Source organism: Kitasatospora sp. NPDC059795, assembly GCF_042732175.1.
In the GTDB taxonomy this organism is placed as follows: domain Bacteria; phylum Actinomycetota; class Actinomycetes; order Streptomycetales; family Streptomycetaceae; genus Kitasatospora.
Genome location: NZ_JBHWID010000006.1, coordinates 361,270 through 380,181, shown reverse-complemented (window position 1 = coordinate 380,181; position 18,912 = coordinate 361,270). Strand labels below are relative to the sequence as shown.

Sequence of the window (18,912 nt, the reverse complement as noted above, 5' to 3'; positions counted from 1 at the left end):
GACCGGCCGACGGGCTGAGTCGCGCGGCCGGCGCCGGCCGCCCGGGCCCGGCGAATCCCCCGCCGGCCGCCCGCTGTCCGGCGCGTCTGCGATCCGGCCCGTCTGCGATCATCCCCGGATGCGCGACATCGACGAACTGATCACCGTGGACGACCCCGCCTGGCCCGAACTCCGGGCCGCCCTCGCGACCGCGCCCTCCGTCCGGGTACTGCCGGCCGACGAGCAGGAGGGCCGGCGCGGTCTGCTCCAGCTCCAGGTCACCGCGCGCTCCACGCTCGGCGCGCTGACCCTGCACACCGGCGGCCTGCTGCTGGACGGCGGCTGGCTCCGGGTGCACGGCAGCGGCCTCGGCCGGGTCAACCGCTTCCCGGCCGTCCCCGATCCCGCCTGGCACCCGGGGGCCGGCCTGGTCCTCGCGCACGACGTCCTCGGCGGCGTCTTCGCCCTGAACGGCCACGACCCGGCCGCCGAGGGCCGCCCCGGCATGCCCGGCCACGTCACGTACTTCGCCCCGGACTCGCTGGAGTGGGAGGCCCTGGACATCGGCCACTCCAGCTGGATCGCCTGGCTGCTGTCCGGGGAGCCGGCGACCTTCTACGACAGCCTGCGATGGCCGGGCTGGCGCGAGGAGACGGCGGCTCTCGCACCCGACGAGGGCATCTCGGTCTACCCCTTCCTGTGGTCGGAGCAGGCCCACCAGGATCTCGCCGCCACCAGCCGCAAGCCCGTCCCGCTGCGCGAACTCCTTGGCCTCGCCGCCGACTTCGCCCAACAGGCCGGCCTCCCCAACCCCGGCTTCCTGGGCGCCGCATAGCGACCCACCTCGGCCCGTCGCCGCCCGCTGCTCCTGCTCCGTCCGGGTCCGCGCCGTTCCGGGTCTCCCGACTCCCCTGCTACTGCGCCCGGGTGGCCGCCGGTCGGACCGCCCGGGCCGTGCACAGCGCGGCGGTGGCGAGGGTGACGGCCGCACACAGGGCGGCGGTGGCCGTCAGCTGGGGCCAGGCGACGGCGAGCGGCGGGCCGGTCAACAGGTGCGCCAGGGCGGCGTGTTGGGTGAGCGCCGTCAGTACGGCGGCCGCCCCGGCGAGCAACGTGCCAGCCAGTGCGGCGATCGCCGCCTCCGCCGCCACGACCGTCACGATCTGCCGCCGCACCGCGCCCGCGAGCCCCAGCAGCGCGAACTCCCGCCGGCGCCCCGCGACCGCCATCGCCAGCGTCCCGGCGACCGAGATCAGCGCGTAGGCGAGGGCGATGCCGAGCACCACCACGGCCGCGTTGTCGGCCTGTTGAGCGGCCTTCGCCCGCTCCTGCGCCAACACCGCCTCCTGAGTGGTCAGTTGCGCACCCGTCTCCGCCAACGCGTCCCGCACCGCATCGAGTTGCCCGTCGCTCAGCCGCCCCGACGCCCCGTCCAGGTACAGCGTGGTGGGCTGCGCCGCCCCGGCGACCGACGCCGACAGATACGCGTCGTCACCGCCGAGGCCCCGCGCCACCACCGCCGCGACCACCACCGGCGCCCGGACTCCCGTCGGCAGCAGGGCGACCAGCCGATCCCCCACCGCCAACCCGTCCGATTCGGCGGCGTGTTCGTCGATGACCAGGAAGTCCGCCGGCAGCGCGTCCACCGACCCCGCCCGCACCACCGGCGTGAACGTCCGCCCGAACGCCGCCGCCGGCACCGCCTGCACCCGCAGCGAGTCGAGCTGCTCCCCCTCCGCCGTCCCGATCTTCACGTTCATCGAAGTCACCGGCGTGACACGGACGTTCGGCAGGCCGGCCAGCCTCTCGGCCACCCCGCCGCCCGGCGCCCGCACCAGGTCCGTCGCATGCACCTCCTGCCGCTGGCGGGCCAGCAGCGCGGCGTCCGCGGAATGCTGCACGGTCAGCAGGGTGCCGACCAGGCCGACCGCGACGACGATCGGGGCCACGGTCGCGGCGGTGCGCCGCCGTTCGGTGAGCACGTTCTCGCGGACCAGCATCGGACCGGCCTTCGCGGAGCGCCGCAGCGGCCACGTCAACGCCCGTACCAGCGGCGGCAGCAGCACCGGGGCGAGCAGCGCGAACGCGCCGACGTACAGCACCGGCACGGCCTGGTACTTGCGGACGTTCGCCGCCAAGTACGGCTCCCCGCTCGCGATCACCGCCCCCGCGACGACCGCGCCGACCAGCAGCAGGCCGCCCAGCAGCAGCCGCACCGGCACCCGCCCCGGCCGCTCCACCGCACTCTCCCGCAGCGCCTCCGCCGGGCGGATCACCGACACCCGCACCAGCGTCGCCGCCGAACCCGCCAGCGCGGCGACCACTCCCAGCGCGAACGCCACCAGCAGCGGCAGCGGGCGCAGCGGCACCTCGAACCAGGACGGGGCGACGTCGTGCCGCACCATCCAGCTCCGCAACGGCCCGACCGCGACCGGCGCGAGCGCGCAGCCGAGCAGCGCGGCGGCCGTGCCGATCAGTGCGGCCTCGCCGAGGACCAGCCGCCGCACCTGCCGGGGCGCGGCGCCGACCAGGCGCAGCAGGGCGATTTCACGGCGGCGCTGTTCGGTGGCGAACGCGAAGGTCGCGACGACGACGAACACGGCGACGCAGGCGGCGAGTCCGGTGGTGCTGCCGGCCATCGCCTGGGCGTTGGCCAGGGCCTGTGCGCCGCCGGTGTCGTCGGGGTCGATCCTGGTCCGGTCCTGGCCGGTCAGCACGACGGCCCGGCCGGCGACCAGCGCGTTCAGCCGCTCCGCCGGGAGGTCGGAGACCAGCGTATTGACCCCCGGCGACAGGCGCTGCGCCTCGGCGTCGGTGAAGAACGCGGCCCGCTCGAACCAGCGTCCCTCCACCACGCCGACCACCCGGTAGCGGCCCGCCTGTCGTCCGATCAGCTGCGGGTCCGCCCCCGTCAGCACCGTCTCCCCGGGAGCTTGCGGCGCGCGCCCGGCGCGCAGCCGGTAGCCGGCGAACGCGGCCGAGGACCAGGGGTGGCCGGTGACCTCGCCGTCGTCGAGGTGCAGCGGGAAGCTGCGGTCGGCGACGGCGCCCGCCGCGAGCAACTGCCCGACCAGCTCGCCGTCCAGCACCGCCGGCGCCTTCATCGGGTGCCCCGCGAACCCGACCGGCGCGACCACCGCCCCGGCCTCGCGGAACCGCTGCGGGCCGGGGTGCGGGGTGCCGAAGGTGGCGGTCAGCACGAGCGCCATGGTGCCGATCATCGTCGTGCCGAGCGCGAGCGCGACGAACGCGCCGAGGAAGCTCGTCCACCGCTGCCGCAGCGTGGCCGCCGCCAGCCTCAACATGCCTGCTCTCCAGGCTCGTTCGGCTCCAACGCGGCCATCCGCAGCGCCACCGCCTCGGCCGTCGGCTTGTGCAGCTCGCCGACCACCCGCCCGTCCGCGAGGAACAGCACCCGGTGGGCGTACGCGGCCGCGACGGGGTCGTGCGTCACCATCACCACCGTCCGACCGTGGCGCTCCACCACCTCCCGCAGCAGCGCCAGCACGGCGCGGGCCGAACGCGAGTCCAGGGCGCCGGTCGGCTCGTCCGCGAAGATCACCTTCGGTCCGGCGGCCAACGCCCGTGCGATCGCCACCCGTTGCTGCTGACCGCCGGACAGCTCGGCGGGCCGGTGATGGCCACGCTCTCCCAGACCGACCTCCGCCAACCTCCGGTCGATCTCCACCGGATCGATCGGCCGCCCCGCCAACCGCAGCGGCAGCTCCACGTTCTGACGGGCCGTCAGAACCGGAACCAGGTTGAACGACTGGAACACGAAACCGAGTTGATCCCGCCGCAGTTCGGTCAGCGCCCGCTCCGACATCCGGTGCACGGGCGCGCCGTCCAGCAGCACCTCCCCCGCGTCCACCGGCTCCAGCCCGGCCGCACACAGCAGCAGCGTCGACTTCCCCGAACCGGACGGCCCCATCACCGCCGTGAGACTCCCCGCCGCGAACGCCGCATCGACCCCGTCGAGCGCCCGCACCTCCCCCGCGCCCCGCCGGTACGCCCGCCGCACCCCCGCCAGCCGCACCACGTGCCGCCCCGCCACACCGTCACTGTTCACCGCCCAGACGCTAGGCCCCCACCCACCCGCCGCACCTCCGGACAGCCCCTGATCCGAACCCTGAGCTACCCCTGACCTGCCCGTCGGCCAACGCCCAGGAAGAACGTCCGGACGTCCTCGGCGAACGCCTCGGGGACCTCCATCGCAGCGAAGTGGCCGCCGCGTTCGAACTCCGACCAGTGCCTGATGTCGTAGCGCCGTTCGGCCAGCGGCCGCACCGACCGGGTGATGTCGTGGGCGAACACCGCGACGCCGACCGGCACCGGGCAGGGCACCGCGCCGCGCGGGGTGTCGTGGTGCAGGCGGGCGGAGGAGGCGGCGGTGGCGGTGAGCCAGTACAGCGCGACGTCGGTGAGCATCCGGTCGTCGTCGATCGGCGCGCGCGGGTCGGTCCAGTGCGCGAAACGCTCGGCGATCCAGGCCAGTTGACCGACCGGGGAGTCGGTCAGCGGGTAGCCGACGGTCTGCGGGGTGAGGGCCTGGAGCGCCTGGTAGGGCGGGCGGTTCGCCATCAGCTGCCGGACCTGGTCGAGCCGGGCCTCGTCCGCCTCCGACAGTTCGATCCCGGCGTCCGGATCCGGCGGCGTCGGAAGGTAGTTGACGTGCACGCCGACCACCCGTTCCGGGGCGACGGCGCCGAGCGCCAGCGAGATGCCCGCACCGAAGTCGCCGCCCTGCGCGCCGTACCGCTCGTAGCCGAGGCGGCGCATCAGCTCGGCCCAGGCCCGCGCGATCCGCCCGGTGTCCCAACCGCGTTCGTGCGTCGGGCCGGAGAAGCCGTAGCCGGGGATGGACGGGATCACCAGGTGGAAGTCGCGCGACAGCGGCTCGACGACGTCGAGGAACTCCAGGAACGAGCCGGGCCAGCCGTGGGTGAGGACCAGTGCGAGCGCGTCCGGCTTCGGGGACCGGACGTGGACGAAGTGGACGTTCTGGCCGTCGATCTCGGTGGTGAAGTGCGGGAGCCGGTTGAGCGCGGCCTCGTGGCGGCGCCAGTCGTAGCCGGTCCGCCAGTGTTCGGCGAGCTCCTTCAGCCGGGCCAGCGGGAAGCCGTAGTCCCAGCCGGCGTCGGCGACTTCGTTGGGCCAGCGGGTGCGGGCGAGACGGTCGGCGAGGTCGTCGAGGTCGGCCTGCGGGATGTCGATGCGGAACGGCTCGATCACGGTCTTCACTCCAGTGGGTTCCACGCACGAAACGTTAGTGCCACTAACAAAGCTAGACTGTTAGTGGCACTAACGCAACGACTCAAGGACCCCCGTGAGCCAGTCCTCCCCGGACCCCACCCCGGCCCGCCTGCGCACCGTCCCCAGCCGCCTCCTCGCCCAGGCCGCCACCGTCGCCGACCGAATCGTCGGCGACCGCCTCGCCGCCGAAGGCGCCCGCAAGTGGTACTTCGCGGTCCTGGTCGCCCTCGCCGAGACCGGCCCCACCAGCCAGGCCGAGCTCAGCCGCCGCACCGGCATCTACCGCAGCGACATGGTCGCCGTCCTCAACGAACTCGCCGCCACCGACTGCATCCACCGCACCCCCGACCCCGCCGACCGCCGCCGCAACACCATCACCCTCACCCCCGCCGGCCACCACCGCCTCGCCCGTCTCGACGCCCTCGTCACCGAAGCCGAGACCGAACTCCTCACCCCCCTCACCCCCACCCAACAACACGACCTCACCCACCTCCTCACCCTCCTCACCACCCACCACCGCCCCACCCACCATCACCCACCCCGGACCACCCCATGACCACCGCCGGCGTCCTGCCCGTCCGCTACTCGCGACGCCCCCCCGGTCGCCACGCGGCCGTGGCGTCGCGGGTGAGGGGATAGCCGATCTCGTATGCGCTCGCCGACATCCGGGTGTCGTTGACCTCGACCACGGTGCCGTCCGGCGCCGTGGCAGTACGCAGCACCCGAAGCACCGGCGTGCCCCTCGGCAGTTGCAGGTCCGCGGTCTCGGTCGGGGTGGGCATCCGAGCCCCGATCGTCTCGTGCCAGGTGAGCGGCCCGTGCCCGAGGTCCCGTTCGAGCCGGTCGTAGATCCCTCCCGGACCGGTGTCCCCCTCGGCCAGACGGGTGCCACGCGCGATCGCCTCGGGCAGGTAACTGGTGGCCGCCTGCTGCGGAGCGAGCGTCCCCGGGTGACCCATCAGCCGATCCCGGATCAGCACAGTGCCACCGGGGGCGACACCCAGCAGTGCCGCGATCTCACGAGGCGCCGGCCCCCACCCCACGGTGGGCTTCCTGACGGCCACCCAGGGCTGCGCGGCGGGGTCGAAGTAGTAGCCGATCTCGTCGCGATGCACCTGCCGCGAGCGAGTGATGACCCTCCGCCCGGGCTGTTCGCGCACCACCGTGCCACGCCGCCGGACAACCTCCACCAGCCCCTCCGACTCCAGGACGGCGATCGCCTCACGAGCGGTCTGCTTGGAGATCGAGTACCGATCCGCGAGATCGGTGATCCGCGGAAGAGTTGATCCGGGCGGGTAGGTGCCATCGGCCAACGCGGCCCGAAGGTCGTTGGCAAGCCGCTGATATGCGGGGTCTGGCGTGTGCTCCATCAGCGCATCCTCAATCGGTAGTGTCGTCGGCGTCGCCCCCAAGCAAGTTTAGTCCTAGCTCTATTGACGAATCCTCACGGCACGTGGATATTAGGACTAGGACTAACCGAGTGTGACACCATTCGCACTTTCAGTGGTCGAGGTCTTCCTGCTGCTCAAGCCCACCACGGCCGCGCCACGCCCGAAAGGCCTCCTGCACCCCCGGCCCCGCAACGGAGGAACCCATGACGACCTGTCCACTTCCCGCCGAGAACTTGCCCGGCAGCACCCCCGTCCTCGTCACCGGCGGCGCCGGCTTCATCGGTCGCCACCTCGCACTGCGCCTGGCCGACCTGGGCCACCCCGTGACGGTGCTTGACACCGCGGACAACCCGAACGCCCTTCACGGGCTGACCGAGCTCGCCGGCCGCGGCCCTCGGGTGGTCGTCGCCAGCACGGCCGACACCGAACTGATGGCCAGGACGGTGCGGGAGCACCCCGTAGTGGCGCATCTCGCCTGGCCCACGGTCGGTGTCGACCAGGCGCTCAAGGCTCCACTGCGTCAGGTCGCCGCCCTCGCCCAGACCGCCGCCCTCGCCCAGCTGCTCACCCCTGAGCACACCCTGCTGTTCGCCAGCACCTCCGACATCTACGGCATGCACTCCGCGCTGTACGAGGGCAAGACAATGGCGGAGGACGACCTGACCGTCTACGAGGCCCCTGGCGTGGGTCGTTGGACGTACAGCAAAGTCAAGGCCGTGGCGGAGAGCGTGATCGCCGAGAGCCCGGCGCGCACCGTGGCCGTGCGGATCTTCAACGCCTACGGCCCCGGCCTCGACCACCCCCGCGGACGCAGGGTGATCGCCCAGTTCACCGAGGCGGTGTTCGCCGGACGCCCGATGCGACTGAGCGGTGACGGGTCCCAGCGCCGCGCGTTCTGCTACATCAGCGACCTCGTCGAGGGCATGCGCCTGGCCCTGAACCACTCCGCGATGCTGCCCGAGCACGGGCACCTGGCCGTCAACCTCGGCAACCCGGACGCCTGCATCTCGGTGGCCGAACTCGCCCAAATCATCGCAGACTTGTCCGTCGAAAACGGTTTCGTGACCAGCCGGCCCGCAATCCTTCCCGGAGCCTACGAGTACTGCGCGCCGTTCACCGACACCTGGCACCGCCGACCCGACATCTCCCGCGCCCGCACACTGCTCGGCTTCAGGCCCGTCGTCGACCTCCGCGAGGGCCTGCTGCACGTTCTGCGTTTCCACAACGACCGCACCGGAACCGGAGTGTGAGGCAGTGGCGCTCCTGCAGATGCCCGACTCCTGGACGACGGCCACCGAGGGCGTCCATTGCGTGACCGTCTCCGGCACGACCGTCCGGCAGGCCCTCGCCGAACTCACTTCTCGCTACCCGGCGCTTCACCGCCGGGTCTTCACCACCGATGGCCGGATCGGCGGCTGGCTCGCCATCTACATCGGCGACGAGAGAGCCGCCCCCGGAGCCCCGATCGACGACGCAGTCGTGCTGACCGTCCTGCCCGCCCTCGCGGGTGGTTGACCCCACGCCCCGCCCACCGCCCGCCTCACCGAACGGAGACACTCGTGCGCATCCTCGTGCTCGGCGCAGTCGGCCTTCTCGGCACCGCCTTGAGCGCCACGGCCTCGCCCGACACCGACCTCGTCGGCCTCGCTCACCACGACTGCGACGTCACCGACTTCGAGCAGGTCGCCGCCGCGACCGCCGCCCATCGCCCGCAGGTGCTGATCAACGCCGCCGCGATCCCGCACACACGCGCCTGTGAGGTCGATCCCGTCCGTGCCAGGGCCGTCAACATCGCCGGTGCTCGCAACTGCGCCCAGGCGGCCAACAGGTACCGAGCCCTGCTCGTCCAGATCTCGGGCAACATCGTCTTCGCCCCTGCCGAGCACCCGCGCGCCGAGGACGAGTACCCCGACAACACCGATGGCGTCCTCGGGCAGTCGAAAGCCGCCGCCGACTCCGCTGCCGTTGCCGCCGACCGGCTGCTGCTCGTTCGCACCGCATGCCTGTTCGGCAATCACGCCGACGGCACGCCGGGCGGACTGATCGGCCGGATCCTGGCCACCCCGGACGGCGCTACCCTCCGCATGACCCGTACCGCCACGAACGCCGCACACACCCAGGACGTCGCCACCGCCATTCATCGTCTCGCCTCCGAGTTGCACACCGGCACCTACCACCTCGTCAACCCTCGGCCCACCACGCCGTACGAACTCGCTCGGGCCGTCGCCGCACGCACCGGCCGCATCTGGAACATCGAGCCCACCGACCTCGGCACGCCTCGGCTCCTGGCCACCGGTTCCGCCACCGCTGCGGGCATCGAGTTGCGGCCGTTGCCGATCGCTCTCGACGCCTACTTCGCCGCCATGGCAGCGGGGTGAACGCGCCCGCAGACCACGACCTGGTCGACGTGCCTGCCGGCATCCTGCTGCGCGGCACCGGAGAAGCGGCGCTGGACGAGATTGCCGCAGCCCAGCACTACCCTCGCCGATGGTTCGAGGACGAGTCCCCCTCGCAGCCGCTCCCCGTCGCCGCGTTCCGCATCGACCGCCACCCCGTCACGAATGCGCAGTACCGCCGATTCGCCGATGCCACCGGGTACCGCACCCTGTCCGAGCAGCGTGGCCGCAGCCTCGTCTACGGCTCCGAGTTCTGGGAGGAGACTGCCGGCGCCCACTGGCGCCGACCGACAGGCCCCGACGGCCCACCCGCCCTCGACGACCACCCCACCGTCCACCTCACCCTGGGCGATGCCACCGCCTATGCCACGTGGGCCGGCCTTCGCCTGCCCACCGAGACCGAGTGGGAGTACGCCGCCCGCGGGCCGGACAGCACCCGTACTTGGCCCTGGGGCAACACCTGGAACCCGGACGCGGCCTCGACCGCCGACACGACGTCCACACCCCTGCATGACGAACACGCCTGGCGCGCCTGGTGGAACTCTCAACGCGTCGCGCACGCCCTCCCGGCCACCACACCGATCGGTGGACGTCCCCACGGGGCATCCCCGTTCTACGTCCACGACCTCGCCGGGAACGTCCAGGAATGGACCTCCACCGTCTACCACCCCTACGACCCGACTCGTGACTACGGCACCGTCTACTCGCACATCGTCGGCCGCTACGTCGTCCTGCGCGGCGGCAGTTGGATGCACTACCGCTGGCAGACCCGCTGCGCCGAACGCATCGCCGCCGACCCCGGCTACACCAACTTCGCCACCGGATTCCGCTGCGCCACCGAGCGGTAGATCCGACACCTCGTCATGTTCCGTACTCCCACCGGACTTCGGTTACAGTCGATGCACCTCCGGCCACGGCCACCGGCCCCGAATCTCAGCGAGGATCCGTGAAGTTCCTGATCGCCGGCGGTGCCGGGTTCATCGGCTCCACCATCGCCAACGCTCTCGCCGACCGCGGGCACACGCCGGTCGTCCTCGACAACCTCGTGACCGGCCGCCGGGAGTTCACCACCGATCATCCCTTCTACGAGGGCGACATCGCCGACGGCGGCCTTCTCGATCGGATCTTCACCGAGCACCCCGACATCCGGGCCGCCGTCCACTGTGCCGCACTGATCGTCGTTCCCGATTCCGTCGCCGACCCGCTCGGCTACTACCGGGAGAACGTCGCCAAGACCATCGCTTTCGCCGAGCACCTCACTCGCAATGGCTGTCGGCGCCTGCTGTTCTCGTCCTCCGCCTCCCTCTACCAGGCCGATCCGGCCAACGACTGGGCCGTCTACGAGGATTCGCCGCTGGAGACGCTCAGCCCGTACGCCCGCACCAAGCAGGTGGTCGAGACCTTCCTTGCCGACATCGCCGACGCCGGGCCCGTCCGCGTCGTCTCCCTGCGCTACTTCAACCCGATCGGCGCCGATCCCGAACTCCGCACCGGCCTGCAGACCCGCAAGCCCACCCACGCACTGGGCAAGTTGATTGACGTTCAGGCCGCAGGCGAAAAGTTCCCTATCACCGGCACCGACTGGCCCACCCGGGATGGCTCCGGCATCCGGGACTACGTCCACGTCCGCGATCTCGCCGAGGCCCACTGCGCCGCCCTCGACCGCTTCGACACCGTGACCGCCGAGCACCCGTACCAGGTCGTCAACCTCGGCACCGGAACGGGCACCACCGTTCGGGAACTCGTCGCCGCGTACGAGCAGGTCACCGGTGAGACGGTGCCCGTCGTGGAGACCGGCCCCCGGCCGGGTGACGCTGCCGGTGCCTACACACGCAGCAGTCGAGCGCGCGAACTCCTCGGCTGGACAGCCCGGTTCACGCTCGCCGACGGCATTCGGGACTCGCTGCGCTGGCGGGCGGTCCGCGACAGCGTCATCGGCGCGGACTGAACGGCCCGGCCGCCGGGCGGGGCGGTTCGACCGGTGGTCAGGGGGGTGAGCCAGCGCCTCGGGGCGCGGGTGGGGCAGCTACTTGCCGAGGCGGGCTGCCTTGGCTGCGCGGCGGGCGAGGACGTCGGCCTGGCGGTCGGCCATCTCGCGGAGGGCGGACTTGCGGGCGCGGGCGGGGAGGCGGTCGAGGTAGAGGCGGCCGTGGAGGTGGTCGGTCTCGTGTTGGAGGCAGCGGGCGAAGTAGCCGTGGCCCTCGATGGTGAGGGGGCGACCGTGCAGGTCGAAGCCGTGGACGACGGCATGGTCGGGGCGGGCGAGTTCGCGGTGGGGGCCGGGAACGGAGAGGCAGCCTTCGGGTTCTTCGAGCAGGCGACGGTGGGCGGCGGGGAGGTCTTCGAGGACGGGGTTGGCGAGGTGGCCGACGTGGCGCACGCCCCAGTCGTCGGTGATGTCCCAGACGAAGAGCTGGAGGTCGACGTCGACCTGGTTCGCGGCCAGGCCGGCGCCGTCGGCGATGTGGTTGGTGGCGAACATGTCGTCGACGAGGCGGGCGAGTTCGGGAGTGCCGAACTCGGTGACGGGCCGGCAGCGGCGGTGCAGGACGGGCTCGCCGACCACGGTGATTCGGCGGACCGCGCCGCGCACGGTCTCGGGGGCGAGCGCCGGGTAGGCGTCGACGGGTTCGCCCTGGACGCGGACCCGACGGTCCTGCGGGGGGTGGGTCACGCGGGGGCACCTCTGTTCGACTCTCGGCCTGACGGGTTGTCATTCGCTTTGCAAAGTAGCACGCTTTGCAAAGTGACTGATGAGATTCGCGCGACCGACCGCACCCTGCCGCCGGGCGTCCTCCGGCCGCTGCCCGACCACCCCGTCCGGATCGCCCTGCTCGACCTGTTGGCCGAGGCCGGCACCGTGACGTCGACCGACGCCGCCGCACGGCTCGGGCTCAGTTCGGGACTCTGCTCGTTCCACCTAAGGCAGTTGGCCCGCTACGGGCTGGTCGAGGAAGTCCCGCAGGGCGGCCGCGCCCGCCCGTGGCGGTTGCGCTGGGAGACCGACGCCACGCCCGCACCGCACCCCGTCCGCGACCCCGCCGAGCCCAACCAGGCCGACGAGCCCGACGATCCGTTCACCGCCGTACTGCACCTGACGCCCGCCGAGGCCGCCGAATTGCAGGACGCGGTAAGGAAGTTGCTGACGAAGTACCGCGACCGCGCGCACCGCCCGCGCGGCGCGGTGCCGTACGCCGCCGCGGCCCGGATCGTTCCGCTGCTGCCGGGCTGACCTCCGCCGCGCGGGCTGTCGCGCCCCCGGCGGCGATCACCGTTTCGCCCGAGCCGCCCCCACCGACGCCCGCGCCCGCAGCACCCGCGGATCCGCTGCCGATCGTGGATCCCCCCGACCCCGAGGGCGACGAAGGTCGCCCTCGGGGGATCCGTTCGGGGCTTCTGGGGCCCGGGCGGCGCTGCCTAGCGTGGCTGGCAGGACACAGTCGCGCGGGTCGGAGGGAGAACACCGATGGGCGTCGTACCCGAGGGCAGGACCGGGCCGGACAGGGTCGCACTCCTGCCGGCGGACAACAACGGGGCAAGGGCGGAGGGCGCGGAGGGCGCCGAGGGCGCGGACCGCTCGCCGTTCCGGTCGATGCCGGACGCCGAGCGCTCCGCGCTCTGGCGGCAGCGGCTGCACGAGGCGGAGGCGGGGCTGACCAGGTACCTGGTGAGTCTCGGCGATCAGCCGCAGCTCGCGGAGTGGTTCGCGTTGCAGGGCGAGATCTTCGCCGACCTGCCGGACGGCTCCGCGCCGTCCGCGCAGTGGCAGCGGCTGTTCTTCCGCGGCCAGGCGCTGATGGAGCGTTTCCTGGTGCGGCACTACGGCGAGCAGGTGCTCGCGGCGTGGGCGGCGTCCAACGCCGAGGTGCACCGCACGGTCGAGCCGGACCACGGCCGGGGCGCCGCGGACCCGATCCGCCGGATCGCCCGGCAGGCCGAACTGTACGGCTCCGACTACGAGTTCGACGATGCCACGCCGCCGGGGCCGCGGCACGCGGCGCTGACCATCACGCACTGCGCGATCTGGGACTACCGCGAGCAGGCCCGCCGCAGCGGGGTGACGCTCACCCTGGCCTCCCCGTGCACGTACTGCACGCACGCGCTGTCCGCGAACATCCGCGCCAAGGGCTTCCGCCCGGCGCACCGCCTGCGCTCGGGGCCGACCGGCCACGGCTGCCGCTGGGAGGCCGGCGTCGAGGAGCAGGGGAACGACGAGACCACGACGGGGGCGTCCTGATGTGCGGAGTGACGGGCTGGCTGGACTGGGCGGACGATCTGCGGTTGCGCGCGGAGACGGTCCGCCGGATGACGCAGACGCTGACCTGCCGGGGGCCGGACGCGGACGGGGTGTGGCTGTCGCGGCACGCGGCGCTGGGCCACACCCGGTTGGCGGTGATCGACCTGGACGGCGGCCTGCAGCCGTTCACCGACGGCGAGCCGGTCCGGGCGGTGCTGGCGTACAACGGCGAGCTGTACAACTACCGTGAGCTGCGGGCCGAGTTGGAGTCGCACGGGCACGTGTTCCGGACCCGCTCGGACACCGAGGTGGTGCTCCGCGCGCACCTGCACTGGGGGCATCGGGCGCCGGCCCGGTTCAACGGGATCTTCGGGTACGCACTGTGGGACCCGCGGAGCGAGGAACTCCTGCTGGTGCGCGACCACTTGGGCATCAAGCCGCTGTACTGGCACCGGCACGCGAACGGCGTGCTGTTCGGCTCCGAGCCGAAGGCGGTGCTCGCGAACCCGTTGCTGCGGCCCGAGTTGGACGCGGCGGGCATCGCGGAGCTGTTCGCGCTGCCGGCCGCGCCGAGCGCCGGGCACGGACTGTTCCGGGGCCTGCACGAGGTCCGCCCGGGCCACCTGGTGCTGGCGACCCGGCACGCGGTGCGCGAACTCCCGTACTGGCAGCTGGAGTCGGCCCCGCACCCGGACGACGCGGCGACCACCCGGGCCACCGTGCGGGCGCTGCTCGCGGACGCGGTGGAGGGCCAGTTGGTCAGCGACGTGCCGCTGTGCACGCTGCTGTCCGGCGGCGTCGACTCCTCGGCGATCACCGCGCTGGCCGCGCAGGCCCGCGAGCGGGCCGGCCAGGGCAAGATCACCAGCTTCTCGGTGGACTTCCCCGGCAGCGCCGACCGCGCGCCCGACGCCTGGCGCACCGGCCAGGACGCCCCGTTCGTGCGGGCCGCCGCCGAGCACATCGGCACCGTGCACACCAGCGTGCTGATCCCCGACGACGACCTGCTGGACGCCCGCGACGCGGTGCTGCGGGCCCGCGACCGGCCCGGCTGGGGCGAGATGGACGCCTCGCTGCACCTGCTGTTCCGCGAGGTGCGCCGCCGCTCCACGGTCGCGCTGTCCGGCGAGGCCGCGGACGAGGTCTTCGGCGGCTACCCGTACTTCCACGACGCCCCGGCGCTCGCCTCCGGCACCTTCCCGTGGCTGCACGGCCGCACCACCCCGGCGGCCCTGCTGCACCCGGAGGTGCGCGCCGAGGTCCGGCCGGTCGAGTACACCGAGGCCGCGTACCGCAGCAGCCTGGCCTCGGTGCCCCGGCTGGACGGGGAGGACCCGGCGGCGGCGAAGGTCCGGGAGACCTTCCACCTGGCGCTGACCCGCTGGCTGCCGCCGCTGCTGGACCGGGTGGACCGGGTGTCGATGTCGGTCGGCCTGGAGGTGCGGGTGCCGTTCTGCGACCGCCGGCTGGTGGAGTACCTGTGGAACGTGCCGTGGGAACTGAAGTCCCCCGGCGGACGCGCCAAGGGGCTGCTGCGGGACGCGGTGCGCGACCTGCTGCCGCCGCAGGTCGCGGACCGCCCGAAGTCCGGCTACCCGTCGACGCCGGCGGTGCGCTACACCGAGGTGCTGACGGCCCGCGCCCACGAGCTGCTGGCCGACCCGGCCGCGCCCGTCTTCGACCTGGTGGACCGGGGCCTGGTGCGCCGCCATCTCGCCGAGGGCCGCCCGCTGCCCAGTCCGCGCACCGCGCCGAACCCGGTCGGCGGCCTGGACCACCTGGTGCAGGTCGACGAGTGGCTGCGCGCCTACCGGGTGGGTCTGCGGTGAGCGCGCCGGCCCACCAGGCGCTCACCGCGAGCGCGTTCCGCTCGGCGGCCCGGCACTGGCCGACCGGTGTCGCCGTGCTCGCCGCCCGTTGGTCGGGCGTCGAGTACGCGAAGACCGTCTCCTCGTTCAGCACCCTGTCGCTCGACCCGCTGCTGATCGGCGTCGCCGTCTCGCACCGCAGCCCGCTGACGGACGCGGTGCGCGCGGCCGGACGCTTCGCGGTCTCCGTACTGGGCGAGCAACAGGCCGCCCTGGCACGGCGGTTCGCCACCCCGGGCGCGGGCCTGGCGGTCGGCGGCTTCGCGGACCGGCCGTGGCAGGACGCCCCGACCGGCGCGCCCGTCCTGGCCGGCGCACCGGCCTGGTTCGACGCCCGGCTGTACGCCGAACTCCCGGTCGGCGACCACCTGTTGCTGGTCGGCGAGGCCGTCGCGATCGGCGAGGGCCCGGGCCGGCCGCTGCTGTACCACGCGGCCCGCTACCGGCAGCTCGGCCCGGAGATCCCAAATCCCCTTCCCACTCGAGGAGTCGGCGCATGACCCTGCTGTCACCGGAGCCGCGCGGCCTGCTCACCGGCGCCCGCTACCTGGCCGAACTCGACGACGGCCGCGAGCTGTACCTCGACGGGCAGCGCGTCGCCAACCCGGCCGACCACCCGGCGTTCCGGCCCGCCGCCGAGGAGCTCGGCCGCCTGCTCGACCTCCAACACCGGCCCGAGCACCGCGAGTTGCTCACCTTCAAGGACCCGGACACCGGCCTGCGGCTGGCCCGCGCCTACCAACCGCCCACCAGTCTGGAGGAGTTGCGCGTCCAACGGCGCAGCGCCGAGTTCTGGCACGCCGAGGCGCTCGGCCAGCAGGGCCGTTCCCCGGCGTTCATGGCCTCGATCGCCGTCGGCGTGCACGACTTCCGTCACCGGCTGGCCTCCGCCGACCCCCGTTTCGGGGCCAACGCCGAGGCCTGGTACCGGCATTGCGCGCAGAACGACCTGGTGCTGTCGCACGCCCTGGGCGACCCGCAGATCGACCGCTCGGCGAATCCGCTGGACGATCCCGACCTGGCGCTGCGGGTGCTGTCGGAGAACGAGCACGGCATCGTGGTGCGCGGCGCGAAGCAGCTCACCACCCTCGCGCCGCTCGCGCACGAGGTGCTGGTGTACCTGTCGGCGTCGTTCGCCCAGGGCCGGGCCGAGCAGTTCGTGGTGTGGTTCGCGCTGCCGTTGAACACCCCGGGCCTGATCACGCTGGCCCGCGAACCGCTCGGCGCCGCCCCGTGGGGCCACGGCCATCCGCTCGGCGCCCGCTACGACGAGCAGGACGCGATGCTGTTCTTCGACGACGTCCTGGTCCCCTGGGAGCGGGTGTTCCTGCTGCGCGACGCCGACCTCGCCCGCCAAGGCCTGGCCCGGATCAACGCCTGGAGCGCGTACGTCGGCCACATCCGCTACCGGGAGCGCCTGCGCACCCTGCTGGCCACCGCGACGCTGCTCGCCGAGTCCATCGGTGTCGCCCAGTTCCGCAACATCCAGGAGGACTTGGGCCGGCTGGCCGGGTACGCCGAACTCACCGAGTACTTCCTCGACGCGGCGGAGAACCGCGGCGCCCGCACCGACGCGGGCCTGTTCGCCCCCGGCGACACCTTCGCCTCCCGGGTGTGGTCCGCCGAGGTCGCCGGCCACGCCGTCGAGATCGTCCGGAAGATCGGCGCGTCCGGCCTGCTCATGCAGCCCTCCCCCGGCGACCTCGCCAACCCCCGGCTGCGCCCGCACCTGGACCGTTACATGCGCGGACGGGAGACCGGCGTCGAGCTCAAGTCCCGGCTGTTCCGGCTGGCTTGGGAGCTCACCGGGGACGGCTTCGGCCAGCGCCAGGACCTGTACGAGTACGTCCACCGCGGCGACCTCGCCCGCAACCGCATCACCGTCTTCCACCGCTACGACCAGTCCGCGACCAGGGCCCGACTGCTCGCCCTGCTCGACCCCGCCACTGACCAGGAGGCCCGCGCGTGAGCCCGTCCGCCGTCGAGATCCAGGCCCGCACCCTCGCCGGCTACGCCGACGCCAGCCGACTGCGCCAAGTCCACGACCGTGACTGGGTGTTGGACCGCGTCACCGGAAGCCCCGAGACGCTGATCGACCTCGGCAGCGGCATCGGCCAGCTGCTCGACACCGCGCTCGGCCGCTTCCCCTCGCTGCGCCTGGCCGTCGGCCTGGAACGCTCCGAGCACCGCCTCGCCGAGGCCGCCCGCCGGCTCGCCCCGCACGGCGACCGCGCCGTGCTGCACGCCGCCGACCTCACCGCGCCCGAGCAACTCCCGTACCGCGCCCAGGTGATCACCCAGACCTCGGTGCTGCACTGGCTGTACCCGGACGAGGACCGGATCTTCGCCTGGGTCGCCGACCACCTCGCCCCCGGCGGCCGCTTCCTGCTCACCACCTACCACCCCGCCCGGGACGCCCAGGGCCTCGGCGGCGAGGACGAGTTGGTCCGCGAGGCGCTCACCGCCCTCGGCACCCCGGCCGCCTCGGTCGCCGCGCTGCTCGCCGCGCACGGCGTCCTGCCGATCGCCACCCGCACCCGCACCGTCGACGACCTGCTCGCCGTCCTCGCCCCGCACCTGCGGGTCGCCGGCCACGCGGAGCGCGACGCGGTGGTGACCGTCGGCTCGGCCGAGCAGTACGAGCACTTCCACGCCGCGACCTTCGGCGACTACTACGCGCAGGTGCTGCCCGGCCCGCGGCGCGCCGACTTCTACCGGGCCGTCGGCGCGGCGGCCTGGCGGCGCCAGAACGAACGCGGACACGTCAGCCACATGCCGGTTCGGCTCTGGGAGTTGACGGCACATGAGGAGTTTGTTGCAGGAACCGGAAACCGCCCCGCCCGCGCCTAGGGTGGGACGACCCCGCAGCCGCCGCACCTGAGGAGCCAGCCGTGTCCACCCCCGCCGTCAGTCAGGAGCTCGGCGCCTTCCTGCGCGCCCACCGCGAACGCCTCCAGCCCGCCGACGTCGGACTCACCGCCACCGCGCGGCGGCGCACCCCCGGGCTGCGCCGCGAGGAGGTCGCCTCGCTCTCCGGCGTCGGCCTCGCCTGGTACACCTGGCTCGAACAGGGCCGCGTCACCGCCTCCCGGCAGGTCCTGGAGGCGGTGGCGCGCGCCCTGCGCCTGGACGCGGCGGGCCTGCGGCACGCGATGCGGCTGGCCGGCTACCACGAGCCCGTCCCCGTCTCCCGCACCGCCGGGCAGCGGCTGGCCGACGCGGTCCGGCCGGTCCTCGACTCCTGGCCCGCCAGCCCCGCCGTGCTGCTCGACCGGCACTTCGACCTGCTCGCCTGGAACGCGGCGTGGACGGCGCTCTGGGGCTCCCCCGAGGCCGTCCCCGCCGACCGGCGCAACCTGATGTGGCTGATGGCCGTCGACCGCCGGCTGCGCAGCGTCCTGCACGACTGGGAGCCGCTCGCCATGAACGTCTTCCAGCACTTCCGCGCCCAGGCCGGCCCCGCCCGGGCGGACGCCCGCACCGGCGAGCTGTACCGCCGCTTGGAGGCCGACGCCCCCGACCTCCGCCACTGGTGGGGCTGCCACACCGTCGCCGAACTCACCGCCCGCGAGGTCGTCGCCGAACCCCCGGCGATCGGCCCGGTGCGCCTGACGCTCAGTTCGTTCCACCCGGTGGACGATCCGTCGGCGCTGGTGCTGCTCTTCACCCCGAACACGGGGACGGACCTGGCCCGGATGACGGAGCTGGCGGCCGCGACGAGCGGCGCGACAGGCCCCGGCCTCACGGTCAGGTCGCGTCCACGGGCGAGTCACTGCCTCGCGTAGCGT

General features: G+C 73.4%; 19 protein-coding genes. 14 read left to right on the top strand and 5 right to left on the bottom strand.

Annotation, left to right across the window (positions count from 1 at the left end):
• The first annotated feature begins 118 nt into the window (after positions 1–118).
• Positions 119–814, top strand: coding sequence for a DUF2625 family protein (locus ACFV4P_RS15630; RefSeq protein ID WP_380471318.1), 696 nt, complete (start codon positions 119–121; stop codon positions 812–814).
• Between the two features lie 79 nt (positions 815–893).
• Here the strand turns inward: ACFV4P_RS15630 and ACFV4P_RS15625 are convergent, their stop codons facing one another.
• The 3 genes from ACFV4P_RS15625 to ACFV4P_RS15615 form a co-directional block, all read right to left on the bottom strand.
• Entirely contained in the window at positions 894–3,284 is a 2,391-nt protein-coding gene (locus ACFV4P_RS15625; RefSeq protein ID WP_380471316.1) for an FtsX-like permease family protein, read from the bottom strand.
• The gene (locus tag ACFV4P_RS15620; RefSeq protein WP_380471314.1) at positions 3,278–4,048 is read right to left on the bottom strand and encodes an ABC transporter ATP-binding protein; all 771 of its coding nucleotides are present in this window, start codon (positions 4,046–4,048) and stop codon (positions 3,278–3,280) included. Before ACFV4P_RS15620 ends, ACFV4P_RS15625 begins: the two co-directional genes overlap by 7 nt.
• Positions 4,049–4,113: 65 nt before the next feature.
• Positions 4,114–5,211: an epoxide hydrolase family protein gene (locus tag ACFV4P_RS15615; protein ID WP_380471438.1), complete on the bottom strand. Its 1,098-nt coding sequence runs from the start codon at positions 5,209–5,211 to the stop codon at positions 4,114–4,116.
• Between the two features lie 94 nt (positions 5,212–5,305).
• Here ACFV4P_RS15615 and ACFV4P_RS15610 point away from each other — a divergent pair, with 94 nt between their 5' ends.
• Positions 5,306–5,788, top strand: coding sequence for a MarR family winged helix-turn-helix transcriptional regulator (locus ACFV4P_RS15610; protein WP_380471313.1), 483 nt, complete (start codon positions 5,306–5,308; stop codon positions 5,786–5,788).
• 25 nt (positions 5,789–5,813) lie between these two features.
• Here the strand turns inward: ACFV4P_RS15610 and ACFV4P_RS15605 are convergent, their stop codons facing one another.
• Positions 5,814–6,602, bottom strand: a complete 789-nt coding sequence (locus ACFV4P_RS15605) for a GntR family transcriptional regulator (protein WP_380471311.1) — start codon at positions 6,600–6,602, stop codon at positions 5,814–5,816.
• Between the two features lie 224 nt (positions 6,603–6,826).
• Here ACFV4P_RS15605 and ACFV4P_RS15600 point away from each other — a divergent pair, with 224 nt between their 5' ends.
• The 5 genes from ACFV4P_RS15600 (at position 6,827) to galE (ending at position 10,967) form a co-directional block, all read left to right on the top strand.
• A complete protein-coding gene (locus ACFV4P_RS15600; RefSeq protein ID WP_380471309.1) occupies positions 6,827–7,873 on the top strand; it encodes an NAD-dependent epimerase/dehydratase family protein in 1,047 nt (348 codons plus the stop codon).
• 4 nt (positions 7,874–7,877) lie between these two features.
• Positions 7,878–8,138 (top strand): hypothetical protein, encoded by a 261-nt coding sequence (locus ACFV4P_RS15595; protein ID WP_380471307.1) that lies wholly within the window; start codon positions 7,878–7,880, stop codon positions 8,136–8,138.
• A gap of 44 nt (positions 8,139–8,182) precedes the next feature.
• Complete coding sequence (locus ACFV4P_RS15590; protein ID WP_380471305.1) at positions 8,183–9,001, top strand: SDR family oxidoreductase; 819 nt, start codon at positions 8,183–8,185, stop codon at positions 8,999–9,001.
• A complete protein-coding gene (locus ACFV4P_RS15585) occupies positions 8,998–9,867 on the top strand; it encodes an SUMF1/EgtB/PvdO family nonheme iron enzyme (RefSeq protein WP_380471303.1) in 870 nt (289 codons plus the stop codon). The genes ACFV4P_RS15590 and ACFV4P_RS15585 overlap by 4 nt, the downstream gene beginning before the upstream one ends.
• Before the next feature lie 98 nt (positions 9,868–9,965).
• Complete coding sequence (gene galE, locus ACFV4P_RS15580; RefSeq protein WP_380471301.1) at positions 9,966–10,967, top strand: UDP-glucose 4-epimerase GalE; 1,002 nt, start codon at positions 9,966–9,968, stop codon at positions 10,965–10,967.
• A 78-nt stretch (positions 10,968–11,045) separates the two neighbouring features.
• On the opposite strand, the gene def is transcribed toward galE, so the two are convergent.
• The gene (gene def, locus ACFV4P_RS15575) at positions 11,046–11,693 is read right to left on the bottom strand and encodes a peptide deformylase (RefSeq protein ID WP_380471299.1); all 648 of its coding nucleotides are present in this window, start codon (positions 11,691–11,693) and stop codon (positions 11,046–11,048) included.
• A gap of 72 nt (positions 11,694–11,765) precedes the next feature.
• On the opposite strand from def, the gene ACFV4P_RS15570 reads away from it, so the two are divergent.
• The 7 genes from ACFV4P_RS15570 to ACFV4P_RS15540 all read left to right on the top strand — a co-directional run bounded on the left by ACFV4P_RS15570 (position 11,766) and on the right by ACFV4P_RS15540 (position 18,909).
• Positions 11,766–12,251: an ArsR/SmtB family transcription factor gene (locus ACFV4P_RS15570; protein WP_380471298.1), complete on the top strand. Its 486-nt coding sequence runs from the start codon at positions 11,766–11,768 to the stop codon at positions 12,249–12,251.
• Positions 12,252–12,485: 234 nt separating this feature from the next.
• Positions 12,486–13,256 carry a hypothetical protein gene (locus ACFV4P_RS15565; protein WP_380471296.1) on the top strand — a complete coding sequence of 257 codons (771 nt, stop codon included), beginning with the start codon at positions 12,486–12,488 and terminating at the stop codon, positions 13,254–13,256.
• Positions 13,256–15,085 (top strand): asparagine synthase (glutamine-hydrolyzing), encoded by a 1,830-nt coding sequence (asnB, locus tag ACFV4P_RS15560; RefSeq protein WP_380471294.1) that lies wholly within the window; start codon positions 13,256–13,258, stop codon positions 15,083–15,085. The genes ACFV4P_RS15565 and asnB overlap by 1 nt, the downstream gene beginning before the upstream one ends.
• Positions 15,082–15,624 (top strand): flavin reductase family protein, encoded by a 543-nt coding sequence (locus ACFV4P_RS15555; RefSeq protein ID WP_380471292.1) that lies wholly within the window; start codon positions 15,082–15,084, stop codon positions 15,622–15,624. Before asnB ends, ACFV4P_RS15555 begins: the two co-directional genes overlap by 4 nt.
• On the top strand, positions 15,621–17,093 hold the full coding sequence (locus tag ACFV4P_RS15550; protein WP_380471290.1) for a 4-hydroxyphenylacetate 3-hydroxylase N-terminal domain-containing protein: 1,473 nt from the start codon (positions 15,621–15,623) through the stop codon (positions 17,091–17,093). The genes ACFV4P_RS15555 and ACFV4P_RS15550 overlap by 4 nt, the downstream gene beginning before the upstream one ends.
• A complete protein-coding gene (locus ACFV4P_RS15545) occupies positions 17,090–17,974 on the top strand; it encodes a class I SAM-dependent methyltransferase (protein ID WP_380471288.1) in 885 nt (294 codons plus the stop codon). The genes ACFV4P_RS15550 and ACFV4P_RS15545 overlap by 4 nt, the downstream gene beginning before the upstream one ends.
• A gap of 41 nt (positions 17,975–18,015) precedes the next feature.
• Positions 18,016–18,909, top strand: a complete 894-nt coding sequence (locus ACFV4P_RS15540; protein WP_380471287.1) for a helix-turn-helix domain-containing protein — start codon at positions 18,016–18,018, stop codon at positions 18,907–18,909.
• Positions 18,910–18,912 lie beyond the last annotated feature (3 nt).